The following is an 18,582-nucleotide window of genomic DNA, read 5'->3' on the forward strand; positions in this document are numbered from 1 at the left end:
GGGTCGTCGGCACCTGGTTAGATCGGAAACACACCGAAACGGACGGAGCAGGCGATGACCACGGCGACCAGCGCGACCACGGCCGAGGGCGGACAGGAGCGGGCGGACAGCCACGACGTCATCCGGGTGCGCGGCGCACGTGAGAACAACCTCAAGGATGTCAGCGTCGAGCTCCCGAAGCGCCGGCTGACCGTGTTCACCGGGGTGTCCGGCTCCGGCAAGAGCTCGCTGGTGTTCGGCACGATCGCCGCCGAGTCGCAGCGTCTCATCAACGAGACCTACAGCGCGTTCGTGCAGGGCTTCATGCCGTCGCTGGCACGGCCCGACGTGGACGTGCTGGAGGGGCTCACCACGGCGATCCTCGTCGACCAGGAGCGGATGGGGGCCAACGCGCGGTCGACGGTCGGCACGGTCACCGACGCGAACGCCATGCTGCGCATCCTGTTCAGCCGGCTCGGCCGGCCGCACATCGGCTCGCCGCAGGCCTTCTCGTTCAACATCCCCACCGTGCGCGGCGCCGGCGCCATCTCCATCGAGGGCAAGGGGACGGTGAAGCGCAGCTTCGAGCAGACCGGCGGCATGTGCCCGCGCTGCGAGGGGATGGGCACCGCCTCCGAGATCGACCTGACCCAGCTCTACGACGAGTCGAAGTCGCTGTCCGGCGGCGCGATCACCGTGCCCGGCTTCACGGCGGACGGCTGGTCGGTGCGGATGTTCAGCGAGTCCGGCTTCTTCGACGCGGCCAAGCCGATCCAGGACTACTCGGAGACCGAGCTGCGCGACTTCCTCTACAAGGAGCCGGTGAAGGTCAAGATCAACGGCATCAACCTCACCTACGAGGGCCTGGTGCCGCGCGTCCAGAAGTCGATGCTGTCGAAGGACGTCGAGGCCATGCAGCCGCACATCCGGGCCTTCGTGGAGCGCGCGGTCACCTTCGCGCCCTGCCCGGAGTGCGCAGGGACGAGGCTCAACGAGGGCGCGCGGTCGTCGCTGATCCGCGGCGTCAGTATCGCGGATGTATGCGCGATGCAGCTCAGCGACCTGGCGGAGTGGGTGCGCGGGCTGAATGAGCCGTCCGTCGCGCCGCTGCTGGCCAACCTCCAGGGCACGCTCGACTCGTTCGTGGACATCGGCCTCGGCTACCTGTCGCTCGACCGGCCCTCCGGCACGCTGTCGGGCGGGGAGGCGCAGCGCACCAAGATGATCCGCCACCTGGGGTCGTCGCTCACCGACATCACCTACGTCTTCGACGAGCCGTCGGTCGGCCTCCACCCGCACGACATGCGACGGATGAACGAACTGCTCGTCCAGCTCCGCGACAAAGGCAACACGGTGCTGGTGGTGGAGCACAAGCCGGAGATGATCGTCATCGCCGACCACGTGGTTGACCTCGGGCCGCGCGCGGGCACGGCCGGGGAGAGATCGTCTACGAGGGGACCATCGAGGGACTGCGGGGGAGCGGCACGCTCACGGGGCGGCATCTGGACGACCGCGCGCGGGTCAAGGAGTCGGTGCGGACGCCGTCCGGGCGGCTGGAGGTGCGCGGCGCGACCTCCCACAACCTGCAGGACGTGGACGTCGACATCCCGCTCGGCGTGCTGGTCGTGGTCACCGGCGTGGCCGGCTCGGGCAAGAGCTCGCTCATCCACGGCTCGGTGTCACCGCGCGATGGCGTCGTCTCCGTCGACCAGGCGGCGATCCGCGGCTCGCGGCGCAGCAACCCGGCCACGTACACCGGCCTGCTGGAGCCGATCCGCAAGGCGTTCGCGAAGGCCAACGGCGTCAAGCCGGCGCTGTTCAGCGCGAACTCCGAGGGCGCCTGCCCGAACTGCAACGGCGCCGGCGTCATCTATACCGACCTCGGCGTGATGGCCGGCGTCTCGACGGTCTGTGAGGTCTGCGAGGGCAAGCGCTTCGACGCCTCCGTGCTGGAGTACCGGTTCGGCGGCCTCGACATCAGCGAGGTGCTGGCGTTGTCCGTAGAGGATGCGGAGACGTTCTTCGCGAGCGGCGAGTCGCGCATCCCGGCCGCGCACGCGATCCTGCAGCGTCTGGCGGACGTCGGTCTCGGCTATCTGACCATCGGCCAGCCGCTGACGACGCTGTCCGGCGGCGAGCGCCAGCGCCTCAAGCTCGCGACGCACATGGCCGAGAAGGGCGGCATCTACGTGCTGGACGAGCCGACCACCGGCCTGCACCTGGCCGACGTCGAGCAGCTCCTCGGCCTCCTGGACCGGCTGGTCGACTCGGGCAAGTCGGTGATCGTCATCGAGCACCACCAGGCTGTGATGGCGCACGCCGACTGGATCGTGGACCTCGGCCCGGGAGCAGGCCACGAAGGCGGCCGCGTCGTGTTCGAGGGGACGCCCGCCGACCTGGTCGCGACCCGTGCGACGCTGACCGGGCAGCACCTGGCGGAGTACGTCGGAGCGTGACGTCCTAGTGGGCCGCTACCGCGGTCCCGGTGAGCTCGTGACGTGAGTACGTGTCCACGAAGCACTCGTAGGCGCGGTCTCCGGAGGCCCACTGGGTCGCGCTGTCGGGATAGCGCAGCTCCACCTGCACGTCCTCGTTCCACACCGCGACCCAGTCCCAGTCCAGCAAGCCCGGGGCGGTGCAGAGGTCGCCGACCTGGGCGTTGAGCGCCTGCGCGCCGGGGAACGGTGCGTCGGCGGACTGGGGGAGGACGCCCTTGGAGAGCACCTGGGCGATGTGCGGCGACCCGCAGTCGATGACGGCGTAGGAGCTCGCCGACGGTGACGGGAAGACCTGGAGGCACGCGCCGACGGCGATGCCGCCGACCGGTTGCTCGGGGACGGTCGCGACCGGCGGCGTGTGGGTCGGGCGTGGCGGCAGCCCGAGCGGCGTGGGAGCCGGGTCCAGCGGGTGCGGCGGAGCGGACGAGGCCGCCGTTGTGTCAGCCTGCGCCTGGCCAGGAGATCGGCCGTTCGCGAAGGCGGCCACCGAGAGGAGGGCGACCGCGGCGGCGGCGGTCGCGGCTACGAGGACCGTCCAGCCGCGGCGCGACAGGCCGTCCTGGCTCGCGGGCGATCGGCGGTCTCTCACCGCCTCATCCTACGTTCGGCCGTCGAGATCGCGAGGGGTGCCGCAGAAGGCGCACACCAGGGTGAACCGCGGGCTCCGGTCGACGGTGACGATGGACGGGTAGGCGGTCCGGCCCTGGCATTGCGGGCAGCTGCTCGTGGTGTCGGGTGCGCGGGTGTCGAGGGTCGTCATGCGTAGGAGACCCGAGCGGAGCGTCGTCGTGACGCGGGTGGGTAGCCTGGAGCCCGTGGAAGAATCCGAACCGACCCGGCTGAGCGTCGGCGGAGCCTCTCGCGCGGACCTGCGCACGGCCCTGCAGTCGCACGGTGTGCTGTTGAACGCACACGCCGAGACGCTGCTCGATCACGAGGCGTTCGATGTGCGGGAACCGGTGGAGCTGACCGTCGTCGTGCGCGACCTGGCCGAACTGGGCCTCGGCGACGGAGGGAGCCTCCAGGAGGTCTTCACGGCGGCACGGGAGCAGGGATTGTCGTTGTGCCCTCCCGACACCGGCCCGTACCTCCGGCTGGCGCTGCGGTCGCAGCCGAACGCACCCGATTCTGTGCTGTCGGCGGGACGCTCGCCCGCGGGCGCGATCAAGGTCGCCGCCGCGCCGCTCAGCGACGACGTCGAGTTCCCGAAGGGCTTCTACTTGCGCGTGGTCGACGGCGTGCGGTGGCTGCGCGGTTACCGCTGCGACGACGAGTACCGGTTCGCGGCCGGCGACCGGTTCGCGTTCACGCTGCCGTCTCTGTCCTGACATTGATGTGCGATATGCTGCGGGTGAACGCATAAGTGCGTGCTCACCAGTAAGGAAACATCGATGCGAAAATCAATCACCAGAGGGCTCGTCGGAGCGGCGGTCGTCGCTCCGATCGTGCTGAGCACCGGCGTGTCCGCGGTCGCCGCCCCCGAGAGCGACCAATGGACGCGGTCGAACATCGCCATGAACCTGGGCGCCGACGCGTCAGGGGCGTACACGGATGCTGAGGGTGCCCGGTTCGACGGGGCGGGCCAGTTCGTGTTCGACCTCGATGGGGCGTTCACCGGGGGCAACGCGCTCATGAACGATGCGGACGGGCGCTCCAAGGTCGCGGACGAGCTCTGCTTCGGGCTTGGCGCCGACAAGACTGCGTGGGGGAACCTCTGCGATGAGGCGAACGTGCTCGACAAGCCGTACCTCTACACGGGACCGTCGTACTTCAGCGTGGGTGCCGGCAGCGCAGCGCCGTCGCCGCAGTGCGTGACTTCGGGGGGCAAACTCTGCCACGACTATCACGGCACGGCGACGGCCGGAGCCGTCGTGGGTCAGCCGGGCGTGCGGTGGGAGCTCAACGCGGACGGCTCCTACACCCAGGTCTCCACGGCGGGTGCCGCGACCGGCGCGAGGGTGGTCGCGGTGAAGGTCGGCGGGGGCGCGACGTCGGGCGAGGATGACGAGCACGGATGGTCGGGGAGTCCATCGTGAACGCCCTCAACTGGATCGACAACGTGGCGACCGACGAGCCCGTTTACCGCGGCAAGATCGCCGCCGTGACCATGTCGGTCGCCGCGAACCCGATCGGGGTCGGGGGCACCTGCTCCGCCATCGGGCGGGCCATCGACGATGCGGCCGGACGGCTCACGGCCAAAGGCATCGCCGTCATCATGTCGGCCGGCAACGACGGCCTCGACTCGCTGGGCGCCTGGAACTGCGGAAAGAACGTGATCACGGTCGGCGCCACCAAGACGCTCGAGCCGCATGTGCGTGCCAGCTACTCCAACTATGCCGCTAGTACGCGCCTGTACGCTCCGGTCGGCGAGGGCAATCACCTGACGCGCGACGGCGTGCTGCTCCCGTACACGAGCGTGGGCACGTACTACGCGATGGGAACGTCCTTCTCCGCGCCGCAGGTGGCGGGCGCCTTCGCCGTTCTCCGTGAGAAGTTCTCCACCGGCCCGACGGTCGACCAGCTGGTCGAACTGCTCGCGACAACCGGAACGCCGGTCACGGGTCCCGACTCGCCCGCCTCCGCTCGCGACATCGACATCCGGGCAGCGCTCAACGCGACCCCCTGAGACCGCCTGTCGCCTTCGGTCGGCCGTTGCCCGCGTGACGCGGCGACGGCCGACCGCGGTGTTTCATGACCGGTACTCGGGGTTCGGGAAGTCGAACCGCGCCCCTGCGTCCCACTCCTTGCGCTGGTTGCCGTAGTCGGGGAAGCCGCCCGCGTCCTTCAGTAGCCGGGCCAGGTGCAGCAGGTTCCAGGTGAGGAAGGTCGTGTTCCGGTTCGTGAAGTCGTTGTCGAACCCCACACGCCGGCCGTCCTCGAGCTCATCCCCGTAGCTGGGGCCGGGGCCGGCCTCGCCGATCCAGCCGGCGTCCGCCTGCGGAGGGATCGCGTAGCCGATGTGCTGCAGGCTGTAGAGGACGTTGGACGCGCAGTGCTTGATGCCGTCCTCGTTGCCGGTGATGAGGCAGCCGCCCGTGCGGCCGTAGTACAGCCACTGGCCCTTCTCGTTGAGCTCGCCCGAGTGCGCGTAGAGCCGCTCGATGATCTTCTTGGTCTCGCTGCTGTTGTCGCCGAGCCAGATCGGGCCGGCGATCACGAGGATGTCGGCGGCGAGCACTCGCGGGAACAGCTCGGGCCAGCCGTCCACCTCCCAGCCGTACTCGCGCATGTCGGGGTAGACGCCGGTGGCGATCGGGTGGTCGACGGCGCGGAACTGATCCACCTGCACCCCCTGGTCGGACATGATCGACGCGCTCACGTCGATCAGCGACTGGGTGTGGCTGCGCCCGGGGGAGCGGGTGAGGGTCGTGTTGATGAAGAGCGCTTTCAGATCGCTGTAGTCGGTGTCCCGTGGGCTCATGGGTCACACGGTAGACAGCGGGCGTTCAGCTGTCCAGCGGGAATCTTTCGCGGATCGTGAGCGTTTGCAGCAAACGCATATGTGCATTCGTGTATGATTGCAGTGTCTGCAAAAAAGTATCGTCCAAAAGGAACCCGTCTTGTCTACAACCACTGCGCCCGTGAGGGTGCAATCCGCGGCTCCCGCGCCGCGCGAATCGAAGCCGATCATGTCGCATCGGCAGATTCTCCTCGTCATCTACGGCCTCATGGCCGGGATGTTCCTGTCGTCGCTGGATCAGACGATCGTCGGCACGGCCATCCGCACCATCGGTGACGACCTCCACGGACTCAACGACCAGGCGTGGGTCACCACGGCGTACCTGATCACGTCCACGATCGCGGTCCCGATCTACGGCAAGCTGTCCGACATCTTCGGCCGCCGCCCGCTGTACATCTTCGGAATCGTCGTGTTCCTGCTCGGCTCCCTGCTCTCGGCGTTCTCGACGTCGATGATGATGCTGGCCGCCTTCCGCGCGTTCCAGGGGATCGGCGCCGGCGCGCTGATGTCCCTCCCGCTGGCGATCATGGGCGATATCCTCGCCCCGCGTGAGCGCGCAAAGTACCAGGGCTACTTCCTCGCCGTCTTCGGCATCTCGTCCGTCATCGGCCCGCTCATCGGCGGCCTGTTCGCCGGGGCGAACCAGATCCTCTTCGTCACCGGATGGCGCTGGGTCTTCCTCATCAACGTCCCGATCGGTATCGTCGCGCTGCTCATGGTGCTGGCCTTCCTGCACCTGCCGAAGTTCCACAAGGCCGAGAAGCCGCGCATCGACTGGTGGGGCGCGACCGCGGTCATCGCGACGCTCGTCCCCGTGCTGCTGGTCGCCGAGCAGGGGCGCGACTGGGGCTGGAGCTCCGCCGCGTCCATCAGCTGCTACGTGATCGCAGCCGTCGGCCTGATCTCCTTCATCCTCATCGAGCGTGCCATGAAGGACGACGCGATCATCCCGCTGCGCCTGTTCCGGTCCCGGGTGTTCTCGATGGCGACCGTGCTCGGCGTGCTCGTCGGCTTCGGGATGTTCGGCGCCATGCTGACCCTCCCGCTGTACCTGCAGATCGTCTTCGGGCTGAGCCCGACGGCGTCCGGCTTCGCCACGCTGCCGATGATGGCGGGCCTGATGATCGCCTCCATCGCGTCGGGCCAGATCATCGCCCGCACGGGCAAGTACCGGATCTTCCCCGTCACCGGAACGCTGTTCACGGCGGGCGGCTTCTTCGTGCTCACCTTCCTCACGATCGACAAGCCGCTCTGGTTCCTGATGATCGCGATGTTCCTCATCGGGCTCGGACTCGGCCAGATGATGCAGACGCTCACCCTGGCCAGCCAGAACGCGGTCGCGCCGAACCAGATGGGCGTCGCGACCGGCGCGTCCACCTTCTTCCGCCAGATCGGTGGAACCCTCGGCGTCGCCGTGCTGCTCTCGGTGCTCTTCGCCGCCCTGCCGGGCAACATCGTCACGGCGACGGCCGACCAGAAGACCCTGAGTTCCGCGCTGGATGCCGCACTGACGCCGGAGGTGGCGACCGCGCCGCACAACAAGGCCATCATGAAGCAGCTCTGGACGCCGATCGTCACCCCGGTCGAGAAGAGCATCCAGGACGAGCTCACCGCCGGCGCGACGAAGGCGAAGGCCGCCGCCGGCGCCGCCGTGACCCAGAAGGTCACCGCGGCCGTCGACGCGCAGGTCGCCGCCGGGACCATCCCGGCCGAGGCCGCGGCGCCGATCATCGCCCAGCAGGTCGCCGCGGCGACGCCGCAGGCCGAGGCCGCAGCACTCGAGGCGGTCGCGAAGGCGGCCCACGCCACGGTCGTGAACGGGACGGTCGAAGTGAACTGGGCGAACGCGAGCCAGCGCGCCTTCTACGTCGACAAGGTCACCCCGACGCTCGCCGACAAGCTGAAGAAGGGCGACTCGAAGGCGAACAGTTCGAGCAGCAGCTCGACGAGTGACACCTCGTTCCTCGACGGCGCCGACCAGCGCCTGAGCAAGCCGTTCATGGTCGGGTTCAACGATTCCGTGGTCCTGGTCTACACGATCGGACTCGGAGTGATCCTGCTGGCCTTCGTCCTCACCCTGTTCTTCAAGGTGCCGCCGCTGCGGAAGACCTCCGCGCTGCAGCAGCAGGTCGACGAGGGCGGCGCGACCGTGACCGGGAGCATCCGGGCGGTGCCGGCGAACTGATCGGGGGAGTGGGCGACGTCCCCGTGGCGCCGCCCACCCCGCTCGGTCGGAAGCATCGGATCATGACCGCAATCGACATCCACCCCGAGGCTGTCGGCCTCCGGGAGCGCAAGAAGTTCCAGACCCGCACGGCCATCCACGAAGCGGCGTTCCGCCTCATCGACTCGCAGGGGTTGGACGCGACGACGGTCGAGCAGATCTGCCACGAGGCAGACGTCTCGGGCCGCACCTTCTTCAACTACTTCTCCTCCAAGGCCGCGGCGGCCCTGGCGTTCCAGGAACCCACCATCCACCCGGACGTCGAGCAGGCGTTCCTCGCCGACCCCGGCAGCCTGGTCATGGCCCTGTGCGAGGTGATCGGCAGCGGCTCCGAGCACGGCCCGGACCTGGTCCGGATGAAGCAGCTCCTGCACCGCCGCCCCGAGCTCCTGACGACCGCGACCCGGATCATGGTGGAGGTGCGGGAGATGTACGTCGACCTCGCCGCCCGCCGCGCGCGCAGCAGATCGGAGGCGGAGCTCGCCGTCATCCTCGTGATGGCCGCACTCAGCAAGGTCCTGCACGACGACAACGCGTCGGAGGAGCCGATCAGCGCGCAGCTGAAGGCGACGGTGCGGCAGCTGCTCGCCCTCCGGTGCGACGAGGCATGACCGACGCCGAGGGGGAGCGGGGGACGTGCAGCCGGGGGAGCGGGCGCAGTGGGTCGGCTTTTCCTCGCTGTAATGTGCCAGCCTAGCGAAGCGCGTTCCGGGGCGGATGGGGCACTGCGCCTGCCCGCGCCACGCTGATCACCCACGCCTCGGCTCCCGGGCTCCGTGACGCCCGCGCAGTACGCTCGGCCCATCGGCGGGAGGAACCCGCCGCGAGCCTGGAGCAGAGCGATGTCGCAGCCGTCTTCCCGAACCGGAACATCCACCTCCGCCGCACCCGCCCCCGGCGCCGGCGCCCGTTCCTCCGGCCCAGCCGTCTGCTCGCCAACGCTCCTCATGAGAAGCTGCATCCGGCGGTGCTCGCCGAGGCCGAACGGCGCGCGTCGAGCGTCCAACTGCGGATCGCCGACGCGATCACCGCGTTCGCCGGCTCGATGATGTTCGTCTACCTGCACATCGCGCTCTTCGCGGTCTGGATGCTCGTGTTCGAGAAGAGCCCGTGGCCGACGCTGACACTGATCGTCTCGCTGGAGGCGATCTTCCTCTCGACCTTCGTGATGATCGGCCAGAACCGGCAGGCCGCCTTCCAGCAGGCGAAAGCCGACCACGACTACATCGCCCAGCAGAAGCTGCTGGAGGAGAACACCGAGCTCACGCGCACGATCCACCGGCTGACGCAGGAGATCCACGCCAGGATGCCCGAGAGCGGCACTCCGTCGGCCGGCGCCTGACGCGAGTGCAGGTAGCCAGTGCCGATGGGGAAGACAGCGTCGTCGTCCCGTTGATCGACCTGCTTGTGTGCGGCGGCCGGGAGCGGCCGCCGCACACGTGGCATCTCTGTCAGGCCTGAAGCCATTCGAGGATGTCGGCGTTGATGATGTCGGCCTGCGTCGTGGGCATGCCGTGGGGGAATCCGGGGTAGGCCTTGAGTGTCCCGTTCTGCACGAGTTTGACCGAGAGCGCCCCTGCGTCGGCGAACGGGACGATCTGGTCGTCTTCGCCGTGCATGACAAGGGTCGGGACAGTGATCTTCTTCAGGTCTTCGGTGAAGTCGGTCTGTGAGAAGGCGACGATCCCGTCGTAGTGCGCTTTGGCGCCGCCCATCATGCCCTGGCGCCACCAGTTCTCGATGATGGCTTCGGATGCCTCAACGCCGGGCCGGTTGAATCCGTAGAACGGGCCGGCCGGGAGGGCGCGATAGAAGTTCGATCGGTTCGCGGCGAGCTGGGCCTGGAGGTCGTCGAAGACGCTCTTGGGCAGACCGCCGGGGTTGTTCTCGGTCTGGACCATGATCGGCGGGACGGCGCTGATCAGAATGGCGCGCGCCACACGCTCCTCGCCGTATTGTGCGATGTAGTGTGCGACCTCGCCGCCGCCTGTCGAGTGGCCGACGTGGATCGCGTCGTGCAGGTCGAGGTGGGCGGTCAGGGCGGCCAGGTCGGCGGCGTAGTGGTCCATGTCGTGACCTTCGGAGGTCTGCGTCGAGCGGCCGTGGCCTCGGCGGTCGTGCGCGATGACCCGGTAGCCCTTGCTCAGGAAGAAGAGCAGCTGGGTGTCCCAGTCGTCCGAGGAGAGAGGCCAGCCGTGGCTGAAGACAATGGGCTGACCCTGGCCCCAGTCCTTGTAGAAGATCTCGGTGCCGTCGTCGGTAGTGATCGTGCTCATCGGTTTGCTCCTTTTCCGTTGTGTAGCGGGTTCATGGTTCTGTCGGCAGATGGGTTCTAGAAGACGAAGGTGTGCAGCTCGACGATCCGGCCGCTCCGCGTGAGTGCGATGGGTGCAGATGGGCGCGCATCAGCTCGGTGACGGTATCGGTCATGGTGGATTCCCTTCGGTAGACAAGAAGCTAGCGGTGCCGCATTAACGCGTCGTTACGCGGTCCGGCCCCCGTCCACCGTGACAGCCGAACCGGTGACGTAGGCAGCCTCATCCGAAGCGAGGAATGCAGCGACGTTTCCGACGTCTGAGCTTGAGCCGAGGAGTTGCAGAGGAGTGAGTAGGCAGAGGGCCGCGCGCAGATGGACTGGCGGGATCGGGAGCCGATGAGGCGGGAATAGTCGCTGGTCCGCGCACGGACCCGGCGTCCTACCTCGGTACCACAGGGCGAGGGGTGAACGGATGGCCAGGTCGTGGTGGGCGCGAGCGATCGTCGGCGCGGTCTGCGGTCTGGCGTGGGCGTGCGCGCTTCGTGCCTACATGGCTCTGCTCGCCGGATCGGAATCGCAGTTCAACTGGCCGGGGACGTTCTTCGGCATCCTTCTGCCCGGCGTGCTCGTCGGCGCAGCCCTCGGTTCCGCGTCGTCACTGAGCCGTGATCGCCGGGCGATCCTGCGGTGGACGGCCGCGTCGCCGCTGCTCTTCGCCGTCTTCACGCTCCTGTTGCCCGGTGTGTTCGTCGCTCTCGTGACGACCGGCATCGGAGGAGGCGCGATCGCGGTCCCGCTGGCGGGCATCCTCGGCGGATATGCATTCGCGGGCCGGCGCACGTGGCTGCGAGTGGTCGGGGCCGTGGTGGCGGCCGGAGTGCTCGCCGGTCTCGTGTGGGCAGTCCCGCTCATCGCCGGCCTGCCGCTCGCCACCCCGCACGGCGCATGGGCGGCGCTCCTGATCGCGTCGCTGCTCGTGGTCGAGATGCTGGCCGCGTCTATCCCGTTCGCGCGACTTCGGGCTGAGAGTAGCGCGGAGACGCCGGTAGCGACGTTGTAAATGGATTGCCACAGCGCGGACTTGAAAACGGCCGTTAGTTGACTGGCAGGAGCGGGAGTTGCACAGGAGTGAGTAGGTTTCTCCTTCGCGGATCGAAACTACGGCGGCCACCGCACCGTGTCCGACCCGCAGACTGTGAGCATACGGGTGACTAGTGAGCAACTGGTGCTCGTTCGACCTTCTACGATCGTGCTGTGACGTTCAACCTCGATACTTCTCGTGCCTTGCGCACTCACGCCCAGCTTGTTGATTTGATTCAAGCTGTCGTCAGTGCCGCGCCTGAAGACGAGTCTCGGGCGGTCGAGTGGAAGAGCGGATATTCCGACTTAGGTAGTAGTGAAGCATCGTTCGCTCTCGCTCGCGCCATTCTCGGGATGGCCAATCGATCTGTGTCCGTCTCAGCCGCCACCTTCGAGGGAGTGGGATACGTGGTTGTCGGAGCAGAGCCCGGCGGGATCGAGGGCCAGGCAATCCCTGACAGCGCGGAACTTCTTCATGCGATTCGACGGTATACGGGCCATGGTTGGCCGCTCTGGGACCCACGCAGCGTTGACGTTGAGGGCGTCAGCGTGCTCGTTATCACTGTAGAGCCGCCGCGAGACGGTGACCGTATCGCCCTCCTGCAGAAGGGCTATCAACCATCGAGGGGGCCTCTTGTCCCTGAGGGGGCCATCTTCGTGCGCCAGCCGGGCTCCACGGAGCGGGCGTCAAGAGCTGACTTGGAACTGCTCCAAGATCGGTTGCTAGCGGCTGTCTCTAGTCAGGAGGCAGCCGTCCGCGCTGATCGCATCGAACGGGCACGCCAGCTCGTTGGCGGCGCGGTGAGCGCAGCCCATCGCTGGGCAGATTCGATACAAATCCTCACCATCATGTCTGCCGGCGATCGCTGGAAGAGCGGAGACTGGATGGAGTACGTCAACACCGACTCCGGTCGCCAGATGGCTGAAGACATGCAGACGATGAAGGACTCGGCCCGGCAGCTCCGACTACTGGTGAGTGATCCTGAGCTACTTGCACCGCTCGCGGTCGCGATGCAGGAGCAGAGCAACGGCGAAGCGTTCTCTGGACTCCATAAATCCCCCGTAACGGGCGAGGCTCGATCCGTCGCGTACGCGCACATCAACCGGGTGAAGCGCGCATGGGACTCGGTAGAAGAAGCCGCGGTGCGGGCTCTAGCGGAGTAGAGCCCGCACGACAAGGTACAAACCTTCGCTAGGGTGCCGTCATGGACGATGAAGTGCTTGCATACCTCAACAGCCGCCAGGGAGCGGACGAGGCTTCAAGGGTCTCGACCTACCGGGTCTGGATCCACAGTCGCGATGTGACTGTCGAGGTCTACGATCACGGTCCGAGCGCTGACGCTTTACGGTACAGCGTGGCCGCTTACTTGTCTGATCTCCCCGAATCAGACCGAAATGCGGCAACCCGCGGTTACAGCCTCGGCAACCCCGAGCCGCGGCTCCGCGACGCTCTGAGCAACGTTCACTGGTGGGAATTCGACAACATTGAGGAGTAGCAGTTATCACTGGGGCTCCTGGGCGCTCGGCTAGCAATCGTAGCCGGCGGTCCGGTCGTCATACGGCGAGGGTGGCCCAGATGAGGCCCGCGGTGCATCCAACGAGCCCGATCGTCGCTATCACAAGGGTCCGTGATGCGATGGAATCCGTTGCAGCCCTGAGAGGCGTCGCTCCGTGGAAACCTGCATTAGATGCAGAAATCCACGCCGTCAGCGGCACCCCGGCGTTGCGTTGCCCCGGAATCACAGGACAGCGATCCGTACGGAACCATCTGCCATCAGCAATTTGCCCGCCGCGACCGCACCGCGTGAGTTCCTGCATCTAATGCAACTCCCGCGAGTTTCTGCGCTGTTAATATTTATTATGTCGCGCGTGCCTTGAGGGGTTTACCTGGGAGCCCGGGGGACGTTGACCCGCGAGACGCCGCGGACGGCCTCTCTTTTACCGCGCTCGGTTGACCCCACGCGGGTCTTGGAGCTCGACGGCACGCCGGTTGGTGATCCGCGCTGCGACGATCCCTTGAGTGCGTGAGCGCAATCACCGAGATTTGCCCCTGAGGGCTGCGGGATTCTGAATGAACTCATATGCACGACACCATGTCCCGTCTCATTTGATCTTTGGTGTTCCCCAAACGGGGGTCAGGCATATCTGAGGAATTACTCATATTTCTGCTTGGTGTTCGGCTGTCGGATAGGGAATTCTCATGGAACCGGCCGTTTGGTTCCGGGGGAGTGGAGCGGTCGTGTCGGTTTCATTGCGTGTGCGTTGGGTTCGCTTTGTCGCAGTGCTCGCCGCTGCTGGGTTGCTTGCCGGGTTTGCGGTGGTGGCGTCGCAGGTGGCGCAGGCGGCGGTGACGGGTACGGCGGGGGAGTACGTGCCCGCCCAGGGGCGCATCTTGGACACCCGCAACGGGATCGGCGGTTACAGCACCCCGATGGCAGCAGCATTTACACGACCCTTCTGTCGAAGTCAGTCGTTCCCGGCGATGTAATCTATGCCAACTGGTACGGCACCGGATTCGGCCACGGGATCGGCCATGCCGGCATCATCGATAAGGTCGTAGGCCGGAACTTGGTAATCGATCAACACGACGGAAAAGGCCGGGACACCCTTTATGCCTCCTCCCTGCGCGGCATTCATGGTGTTTGGATGACGCAGAGGACGGACCAGTTCTGGATCATCAGGCCAGGAGAGCAGTACTAATGACACCTCAGGGGTACGAGAACACAACACGCAAGCGCCGCCTCCGAATCACCGGCGGAAGCATCGTTTTAGCGCTGGTCGTTCTTGTCGTGCTTGCGCTCATCGGACGTCCGTGGATCGAAAGCATGACGATTCGAGGCCTCAACCTGACGGTCACCAACGATACCCATCACGCGATCACCTGGAAATGCGGTACCGGCGACCGTTCAATGCAACCAGGCGAAACGGACGTACTGCGCTTCGCGATCCAGCCCGAGGACACCAGCGGCTGCGACTACGCGAACAACGTTGAGATGTGTGTAAACGAATACAAACCGAACCCGGCGATGCCCGTTACAGCGTCCTACGCGATCAACGAATGGGCCTGCAAATAGGGGATGCTCCACCACACCTTCACTATGGGCACCGCCCCCACCGTGAACACGACCCTGACACCGGGAGCGGGAGCGGGACCGAACACACGCCTTCTTGATCCGTCGGGCCACGTCGTGGCCTGGCCGCCGCTATCGCTCGAGCACTGACCGATCCGGCTGCGGGCGGCCGAGTAGGGTCAGATCGTGATGGAGACCCGATTCGTCCGCCCCGATGCGGGGCTGGTCGACAAGATCGTCATCGAGGTTCTCCGTACGGCGGGCGCACCTGTCGACCCGGCCTCGTGGACACGAATCGAGCGTGGATCAGCGAATCTCGTCGTCCTCGCGGGCGAAGTTGCGGTGCGTGTGAGTCGATCAGTCGAGTCGGTCCCGGACTTCATGCGCATTCAAACCCTGGTCGATCGGCTTCCCGAGCTTCCGTTCTCGGTACCGCGTTCGCTCACCGACCCAGTAAAAGTGGGCGATATTGTCGCGGTCGGACAGACTCGGTTCCGCGGCGCTCCCCACCCGAGCGGAGACGGCGACCCACGCCAGCTGCGGGTGCTGCTCGACGCGATCCACAACATCCCCCTCGACGCCGTGCGGGCCGACCTCGCACCGGCGCGAGCCTTCATGGGAGGTGCGAGCTGGTTCGACGTCATGACCGAGCAGGCGATCCCGCTGCTGGCCGCGCAGGTACAAGATCGGGCACGGAAGGTAGCAGAGCGGCGCGCTGCCCTCGAACCTGCCTCTCCCGTGTTCGTCCACGGCGACCTCGCCGGAGGGAACGTGCTGTGGGAAAACGGCCACGTTTCAGCGGTGCTCGACTGGGACCTCGCCAGCGCTGACGACCCCGCCGAAGACGTCGCCGCGCTCGGCACCTGGCACGGCTGGGAAGCCGTCACCCGCGCCACTGAGGCGCACATCATCAGGCGCGCACGAGCCTTCGCAGCCACATACCCGCTCCAACTCATCTGCTTCGCACTCATCAACTCGCGCCCGGCAATCGAACTCGCCCGCGCCGTCGACAACGCCAACAGGCGTCTCCTGACCTAATCGACCTCCGCCCGCCCCAATCGCCCGGTTCACGTCGGGCGCGCTGAACGAACCCTCTACGGGCCGGCGGGCTCCGATTCCGGCCATCCACTCTGCCGCATCTCGTGGAAACCTGCATTAAATGCAGGAAACCAGCGCCTCAGTGGCGACGCGGCGTAGGAAAGCCAAGGCGGCCCGCCAGAAGAGAGCCTGGGAACCCACGCTGACCGGCGGAAACACTTTCACGCCCATAACACGGGCGTTTTTGCATCTGATGAAACTCCCGTGAGTAAATTGCTGATAATGTACATTATGTCAGCTCAAGGATCGTTCACCCGAGTACCCTTCCAGAATGACGCCGAACAACGACTTCCCCGGCGACGCTGAACTGACGCACATCCTGGTCGTGAAGGACGCCGACGTCTCCCGTGACTTCTACCGCGACGTCGTCGGCGCTGAGATCGTCCGCGCGTACGGCGGCACCAGCGTCGTCGCCCGGCTGGCCGGCACCTGGCTGTTGCTGGTGACGGGTGGCGGCCCGACTCCCGACAAGCCCTCCGTGACGTTCTCCCCGCCGGATGACCCCGACCGGGTCGCTCACGCGATGACGTTCCGTGTGCCCGATTGCGCTGCCGCATACGAGGTGCTTCGCACGCGCGGCGCTGACTTCCTGACCCCGCCCATCGTCAACGGCCCGGAGGTCCGCTGCTTCTTCCGCGATCCGGACGGGCACCTGGTCGAGCTCTCCGAGTACCGGGTCTGATTCGACATCCTTAGAACGCCGAGCACACCCGTGCGGATGCGCCGCTAGCGGACCACCCGGTACACGACCTTCTGCACCCCGTTCCCGTACGTCTCCCCCTCGACCACGGCCAGCTTCTCGATGCCGTGCTCCGAACTGCTGAACAACCGCTCCCCCTCGCCCAGGAGCACCGGGAAGACGAGCAGGTGGTAGCGGTCGACCAGTCCCGCGTCGGCCAGGGCGTGACCGAGCGCCGTGCTGCCGTGGACGATGATCGGGCCGCCCTCGGCCGCCTTCAGCGCGGCCACGTCGTCGAGCGAGCGCAGGATCGTCGCGGGCCAGCGGTCGTCGTCGCGCTCCAGCGTCGTGGAGACGACGTAGCGCGGCATCGCGTTGTAGCCGGCGAACTCCTCCATCGACGGCCAGACCGGCGCGAAGAGCTCGTAGCTCCTCCGGCCGAGCAGGACGGCGGTCGCCTCCCCCTGCTCGCGGCCCTTCAGCTCGTAGGCGGCGGGGTCGAACTCGACGCCGTTGAAGGTCCAGCCGGCGTTGCGGTAGCTCGCGTCGCCTCCGGGAGCCTCGGCGACGCCGTCGGCGGAGACGAAGGCGGAGATGATGAGGTCGCGCATGGGAGTCATTCCTCTCGGTGCAGGTGAACGGCAGGATGTTTGCCGTATTCAACCTAGCAGTTCTGAACCGGATAGTTCAATACCGGGAGGAAGGTCGATCAGGCTTCCGCGAGCTCCCCGAGGACGTCGAGGAAGGTCAGCCAGCCGGCGATCGTGCCCTGCCGCTGCTCGTCCGAGAATCCAGGCGTCTGCTGGGTCATGCGCAGGCGCGTCCCCACCGCCGACGGGGTCAGCTCGACCGTCAGCAGGGCGCGCTCCGGGACGGCAGGCCGATCGGTGAGCGTCATCACCAGGCGCGACGGCGGGTCGACCTCCAGGAACTCCCCCGCCCAGTCGATGGTGCTGCCGTCCGGAAGGACCATCATCGCGGACCAGGCCCGGCCCTCCTCCGCGCGGTAGTCGAGCCCGTCGAGCGGGACCTGCACCTCGCGGCCGCCGAACCAGCGGGCGAAGGACTCCGGGGTCGTCCAGGCGGCGAACACGGCGGCCGGCGGCGCCGCGAACTCCCGGTCGATCTCGATGCCGTCCTCGGTGATGCCGGTCACTCCTGGTCCTTCTGTTCGGTGTTCGTGGCCGCGAGGAGGTCGTCGAGCGCGTCGAAGCCGGCCTCCCAGAACCGCTGGTAGTCCTCGATCCACGCCGAGGCGGCGAGCAGCGGGCGCGCGTCGAGCATGGCCGGACGGTACTGGGCCTCGCGGCCGCGGGTGACGAGGCCCGCGCCCTCCAGGACCCTCAGGTGCTTGGAGACCGCGGCGAAGCTCATCTCGAACGGCGCCGCGAGATCGCCGACGTTCGCCGGGCCCTGCGCGAGTCGCGCGAGGATCGCCCGCCGGGTCGGGTCCGCCAGGGCCGCGAAGGTCCTGCTCAACGGATCGTCGATCGCCGTAGTCATCGCCACCTCCCCATCGACGTACTGAACCGAGTGGTTCCATACGACGCCAACGGTAGCACGCGGGCTGCTCCCCGCCGGGAGGCGCTACGCGCCCAGGATGCGGGCCTTCTGCGCCTCGAACTCCGCCTCGGTGAGCACCCCGGCTGCGCGCAGCTCCCCGAGCTGGGCGAGCTGATCGAGCACGGACGGCTCGGCGGCCACGGCCGGCGTCTCGGGAGCAGCGGGCTGGTGCTGCCCGGCAGTCGCGGCGTCCTGGGCGGCCCAGCGCTGTTGCTGGCGTCGGTGGGTGCTTCCGATCACGCGCGTCGCGACAGAGGCGCGCGCGGCGGTGCGGAGGAGGCTCATCGGTCCGTTCCTTCCACATCGAGGGCGTCCGCGAGATCGATGATGTCGACTCCCCGGCGAACAGCTCCTCGCCGCCCGCGGCGATCCAGGCGTCCGCCGCGGGGGCCAGCGACCGGTCCTCGTAGACGAGCGCGATGGCGAAGGCGCCGGGCTCCAGTGCGTCCACGACTCGCTGGACGTCCTCCGCGTCGAGGATGCCCGAGTACGCTCCGGCGAATCCATCGGCGCCCGGGAACCGGTCGAGCGGCTGCCGGACGGGCGCGCCGGTGTCGTCCACACGGATCAGTTCGAGGTCGAGGACCTCGATGACCCCCTCATCCACCCGCTGCTGCACGGCGGCGAGACCCGCGCTGACGGAGGCCTCGGCGGGGAAGGCGAACACGAGGTA

General features: G+C 67.3%; 22 protein-coding genes and 1 pseudogene. 13 read left to right on the forward strand and 10 right to left on the reverse strand.

Translation table 11 applies throughout. From position 1 onward, the window contains the following. Positions 1-54: 54 nt before the first annotated feature. Positions 55-2,435 (forward strand): annotated as a pseudogene (locus ACQ86L_RS01670) (ATP-binding cassette domain-containing protein). Positions 2,436-2,439: 4 nt separating this feature from the next. On the opposite strand, the gene ACQ86L_RS01675 reads toward ACQ86L_RS01670, so the two are convergent. Together ACQ86L_RS01675 and ACQ86L_RS01680 are read right to left on the reverse strand one after the other, a co-directional pair. Further along, complete coding sequence (locus ACQ86L_RS01675; RefSeq protein WP_434317409.1) at positions 2,440-3,066, reverse strand: septum formation family protein; 627 nt, start codon at positions 3,064-3,066, stop codon at positions 2,440-2,442. Between the two features lie 9 nt (positions 3,067-3,075). Continuing rightward, complete coding sequence (locus tag ACQ86L_RS01680; protein WP_434317410.1) at positions 3,076-3,237, reverse strand: hypothetical protein; 162 nt, start codon at positions 3,235-3,237, stop codon at positions 3,076-3,078. Positions 3,238-3,292: 55 nt separating this feature from the next. On the opposite strand from ACQ86L_RS01680, the gene ACQ86L_RS01685 reads away from it, so the two are divergent. The 3 genes from ACQ86L_RS01685 (at position 3,293) to ACQ86L_RS01695 (ending at position 5,103) form a co-directional block, all read left to right on the forward strand. Beyond that, complete coding sequence (locus ACQ86L_RS01685; protein ID WP_434317411.1) at positions 3,293-3,805, forward strand: hypothetical protein; 513 nt, start codon at positions 3,293-3,295, stop codon at positions 3,803-3,805. A gap of 63 nt (positions 3,806-3,868) precedes the next feature. After that, the gene (locus ACQ86L_RS01690) at positions 3,869-4,513 is read left to right on the forward strand and encodes a hypothetical protein (protein WP_434317412.1); all 645 of its coding nucleotides are present in this window, start codon (positions 3,869-3,871) and stop codon (positions 4,511-4,513) included. After that, complete coding sequence (locus tag ACQ86L_RS01695; protein ID WP_434317413.1) at positions 4,492-5,103, forward strand: S8 family serine peptidase; 612 nt, start codon at positions 4,492-4,494, stop codon at positions 5,101-5,103. The genes ACQ86L_RS01690 and ACQ86L_RS01695 overlap by 22 nt, the downstream gene beginning before the upstream one ends. Before the next feature lie 63 nt (positions 5,104-5,166). Here ACQ86L_RS01695 and ACQ86L_RS01700 read toward each other — a convergent pair whose 3' ends face one another. Continuing rightward, positions 5,167-5,898, reverse strand: coding sequence for a flavodoxin family protein (locus ACQ86L_RS01700; protein WP_434317414.1), 732 nt, complete (start codon positions 5,896-5,898; stop codon positions 5,167-5,169). A gap of 208 nt (positions 5,899-6,106) precedes the next feature. Here ACQ86L_RS01700 and ACQ86L_RS01705 point away from each other — a divergent pair, with 208 nt between their 5' ends. The 3 genes from ACQ86L_RS01705 to ACQ86L_RS01715 all read left to right on the forward strand — a co-directional run bounded on the left by ACQ86L_RS01705 (position 6,107) and on the right by ACQ86L_RS01715 (position 9,503). Continuing rightward, entirely contained in the window at positions 6,107-8,122 is a 2,016-nt protein-coding gene (locus tag ACQ86L_RS01705; protein WP_434317415.1) for an MDR family MFS transporter, read from the forward strand. 62 nt (positions 8,123-8,184) lie between these two features. Next, positions 8,185-8,772: a TetR/AcrR family transcriptional regulator gene (locus ACQ86L_RS01710; protein ID WP_434317416.1), complete on the forward strand. Its 588-nt coding sequence runs from the start codon at positions 8,185-8,187 to the stop codon at positions 8,770-8,772. Between the two features lie 356 nt (positions 8,773-9,128). After that, complete coding sequence (locus ACQ86L_RS01715; protein WP_434317417.1) at positions 9,129-9,503, forward strand: DUF1003 domain-containing protein; 375 nt, start codon at positions 9,129-9,131, stop codon at positions 9,501-9,503. 109 nt (positions 9,504-9,612) lie between these two features. Here the strand turns inward: ACQ86L_RS01715 and ACQ86L_RS01720 are convergent, their stop codons facing one another. Together ACQ86L_RS01720 and ACQ86L_RS01725 are read right to left on the reverse strand one after the other, a co-directional pair. Further along, on the reverse strand, positions 9,613-10,437 hold the full coding sequence (locus tag ACQ86L_RS01720) for an alpha/beta fold hydrolase (protein WP_434317418.1): 825 nt from the start codon (positions 10,435-10,437) through the stop codon (positions 9,613-9,615). Positions 10,438-10,643: 206 nt separating this feature from the next. Beyond that, a complete protein-coding gene (locus tag ACQ86L_RS01725) occupies positions 10,644-10,919 on the reverse strand; it encodes an SDR family oxidoreductase (RefSeq protein WP_434318967.1) in 276 nt (91 codons plus the stop codon). Between ACQ86L_RS01725 and ACQ86L_RS01730 the strand changes: the two genes are divergently transcribed. From ACQ86L_RS01730 to ACQ86L_RS01740, 3 genes are all read left to right on the forward strand, one after another. Beyond that, entirely contained in the window at positions 10,891-11,478 is a 588-nt protein-coding gene (locus tag ACQ86L_RS01730) for a hypothetical protein (RefSeq protein WP_434317419.1), read from the forward strand. The two genes, ACQ86L_RS01725 and ACQ86L_RS01730, sit on opposite strands and share 29 nt — an antisense overlap. A gap of 194 nt (positions 11,479-11,672) precedes the next feature. Further along, positions 11,673-12,662, forward strand: coding sequence for an AlbA family DNA-binding domain-containing protein (locus tag ACQ86L_RS01735; protein ID WP_434317420.1), 990 nt, complete (start codon positions 11,673-11,675; stop codon positions 12,660-12,662). Positions 12,663-12,703: 41 nt separating this feature from the next. Then, positions 12,704-12,994, forward strand: a complete 291-nt coding sequence (locus ACQ86L_RS01740; protein ID WP_434317421.1) for a hypothetical protein — start codon at positions 12,704-12,706, stop codon at positions 12,992-12,994. A 970-nt stretch (positions 12,995-13,964) separates the two neighbouring features. On the opposite strand, the gene ACQ86L_RS01745 is transcribed toward ACQ86L_RS01740, so the two are convergent. After that, positions 13,965-14,135: a hypothetical protein gene (locus ACQ86L_RS01745; RefSeq protein ID WP_434317422.1), complete on the reverse strand. Its 171-nt coding sequence runs from the start codon at positions 14,133-14,135 to the stop codon at positions 13,965-13,967. Between the two features lie 62 nt (positions 14,136-14,197). On the opposite strand from ACQ86L_RS01745, the gene ACQ86L_RS01750 reads away from it, so the two are divergent. The 3 genes from ACQ86L_RS01750 (at position 14,198) to ACQ86L_RS01760 (ending at position 16,349) form a co-directional block, all read left to right on the forward strand. Further along, complete coding sequence (locus ACQ86L_RS01750; RefSeq protein ID WP_434317423.1) at positions 14,198-14,572, forward strand: hypothetical protein; 375 nt, start codon at positions 14,198-14,200, stop codon at positions 14,570-14,572. Between the two features lie 186 nt (positions 14,573-14,758). After that, positions 14,759-15,607 (forward strand): phosphotransferase family protein, encoded by an 849-nt coding sequence (locus ACQ86L_RS01755; protein ID WP_434318968.1) that lies wholly within the window; start codon positions 14,759-14,761, stop codon positions 15,605-15,607. A gap of 331 nt (positions 15,608-15,938) precedes the next feature. Continuing rightward, positions 15,939-16,349 (forward strand): VOC family protein, encoded by a 411-nt coding sequence (locus ACQ86L_RS01760; protein ID WP_434317424.1) that lies wholly within the window; start codon positions 15,939-15,941, stop codon positions 16,347-16,349. Between the two features lie 44 nt (positions 16,350-16,393). On the opposite strand, the gene ACQ86L_RS01765 is transcribed toward ACQ86L_RS01760, so the two are convergent. The 4 genes from ACQ86L_RS01765 to ACQ86L_RS01780 form a co-directional block, all read right to left on the reverse strand. Further along, complete coding sequence (locus ACQ86L_RS01765) at positions 16,394-16,957, reverse strand: dihydrofolate reductase family protein (RefSeq protein WP_434317425.1); 564 nt, start codon at positions 16,955-16,957, stop codon at positions 16,394-16,396. Positions 16,958-17,055: 98 nt separating this feature from the next. Next, entirely contained in the window at positions 17,056-17,502 is a 447-nt protein-coding gene (locus ACQ86L_RS01770; RefSeq protein ID WP_434317426.1) for an SRPBCC family protein, read from the reverse strand. Next, positions 17,499-17,849 carry an ArsR/SmtB family transcription factor gene (locus tag ACQ86L_RS01775; RefSeq protein ID WP_434317427.1) on the reverse strand — a complete coding sequence of 117 codons (351 nt, stop codon included), beginning with the start codon at positions 17,847-17,849 and terminating at the stop codon, positions 17,499-17,501. Before ACQ86L_RS01775 ends, ACQ86L_RS01770 begins: the two co-directional genes overlap by 4 nt. Before the next feature lie 84 nt (positions 17,850-17,933). Next, on the reverse strand, positions 17,934-18,194 hold the full coding sequence (locus ACQ86L_RS01780; protein ID WP_434317428.1) for an SHOCT domain-containing protein: 261 nt from the start codon (positions 18,192-18,194) through the stop codon (positions 17,934-17,936). Between the last annotated feature and the right edge of the window lie 388 nt (positions 18,195-18,582).

Origin of the sequence: Leifsonia sp. P73, assembly GCF_051059105.1 — a bacterium.
In the GTDB taxonomy this organism is placed as follows: Bacteria; Actinomycetota; Actinomycetes; order Actinomycetales; family Microbacteriaceae; genus Leifsonia.

Excerpts from the sequence above, each read along its gene's own strand:
- ACQ86L_RS01680 (WP_434317410.1), bottom strand. The coding sequence starts at position 3,237 with ATGACGACCCTCGACACCCGCGCACCCGACACCACGAGCAGCTGCCCG.
- ACQ86L_RS01690 (WP_434317412.1), top strand. The coding sequence starts at position 3,869 with ATGCGAAAATCAATCACCAGAGGGCTCGTCGGAGCGGCGGTCGTCGCT.
- ACQ86L_RS01695 (WP_434317413.1), top strand. The coding sequence starts at position 4,492 with ATGGTCGGGGAGTCCATCGTGAACGCCCTCAACTGGATCGACAACGTG.
- ACQ86L_RS01700 (WP_434317414.1), bottom strand. The coding sequence starts at position 5,898 with ATGAGCCCACGGGACACCGACTACAGCGATCTGAAAGCGCTCTTCATC.
- ACQ86L_RS01705 (WP_434317415.1), top strand. The coding sequence starts at position 6,107 with ATGTCGCATCGGCAGATTCTCCTCGTCATCTACGGCCTCATGGCCGGG.
- ACQ86L_RS01710 (WP_434317416.1), top strand. The coding sequence starts at position 8,185 with ATGACCGCAATCGACATCCACCCCGAGGCTGTCGGCCTCCGGGAGCGC.
- ACQ86L_RS01720 (WP_434317418.1), bottom strand. The coding sequence starts at position 10,437 with ATGAGCACGATCACTACCGACGACGGCACCGAGATCTTCTACAAGGAC.
- ACQ86L_RS01730 (WP_434317419.1), top strand. The coding sequence starts at position 10,891 with ATGGCCAGGTCGTGGTGGGCGCGAGCGATCGTCGGCGCGGTCTGCGGT.
- ACQ86L_RS01740 (WP_434317421.1), top strand. The coding sequence starts at position 12,704 with ATGGACGATGAAGTGCTTGCATACCTCAACAGCCGCCAGGGAGCGGAC.
- ACQ86L_RS01745 (WP_434317422.1), bottom strand. The coding sequence starts at position 14,135 with ATGAATGCCGCGCAGGGAGGAGGCATAAAGGGTGTCCCGGCCTTTTCC.
- ACQ86L_RS01750 (WP_434317423.1), top strand. The coding sequence starts at position 14,198 with ATGACACCTCAGGGGTACGAGAACACAACACGCAAGCGCCGCCTCCGA.
- ACQ86L_RS01755 (WP_434318968.1), top strand. The coding sequence starts at position 14,759 with ATGGAGACCCGATTCGTCCGCCCCGATGCGGGGCTGGTCGACAAGATC.
- ACQ86L_RS01760 (WP_434317424.1), top strand. The coding sequence starts at position 15,939 with ATGACGCCGAACAACGACTTCCCCGGCGACGCTGAACTGACGCACATC.
- ACQ86L_RS01765 (WP_434317425.1), bottom strand. The coding sequence starts at position 16,957 with ATGCGCGACCTCATCATCTCCGCCTTCGTCTCCGCCGACGGCGTCGCC.
- ACQ86L_RS01775 (WP_434317427.1), bottom strand. The coding sequence starts at position 17,849 with ATGACTACGGCGATCGACGATCCGTTGAGCAGGACCTTCGCGGCCCTG.
- ACQ86L_RS01780 (WP_434317428.1), bottom strand. The coding sequence starts at position 18,194 with ATGAGCCTCCTCCGCACCGCCGCGCGCGCCTCTGTCGCGACGCGCGTG.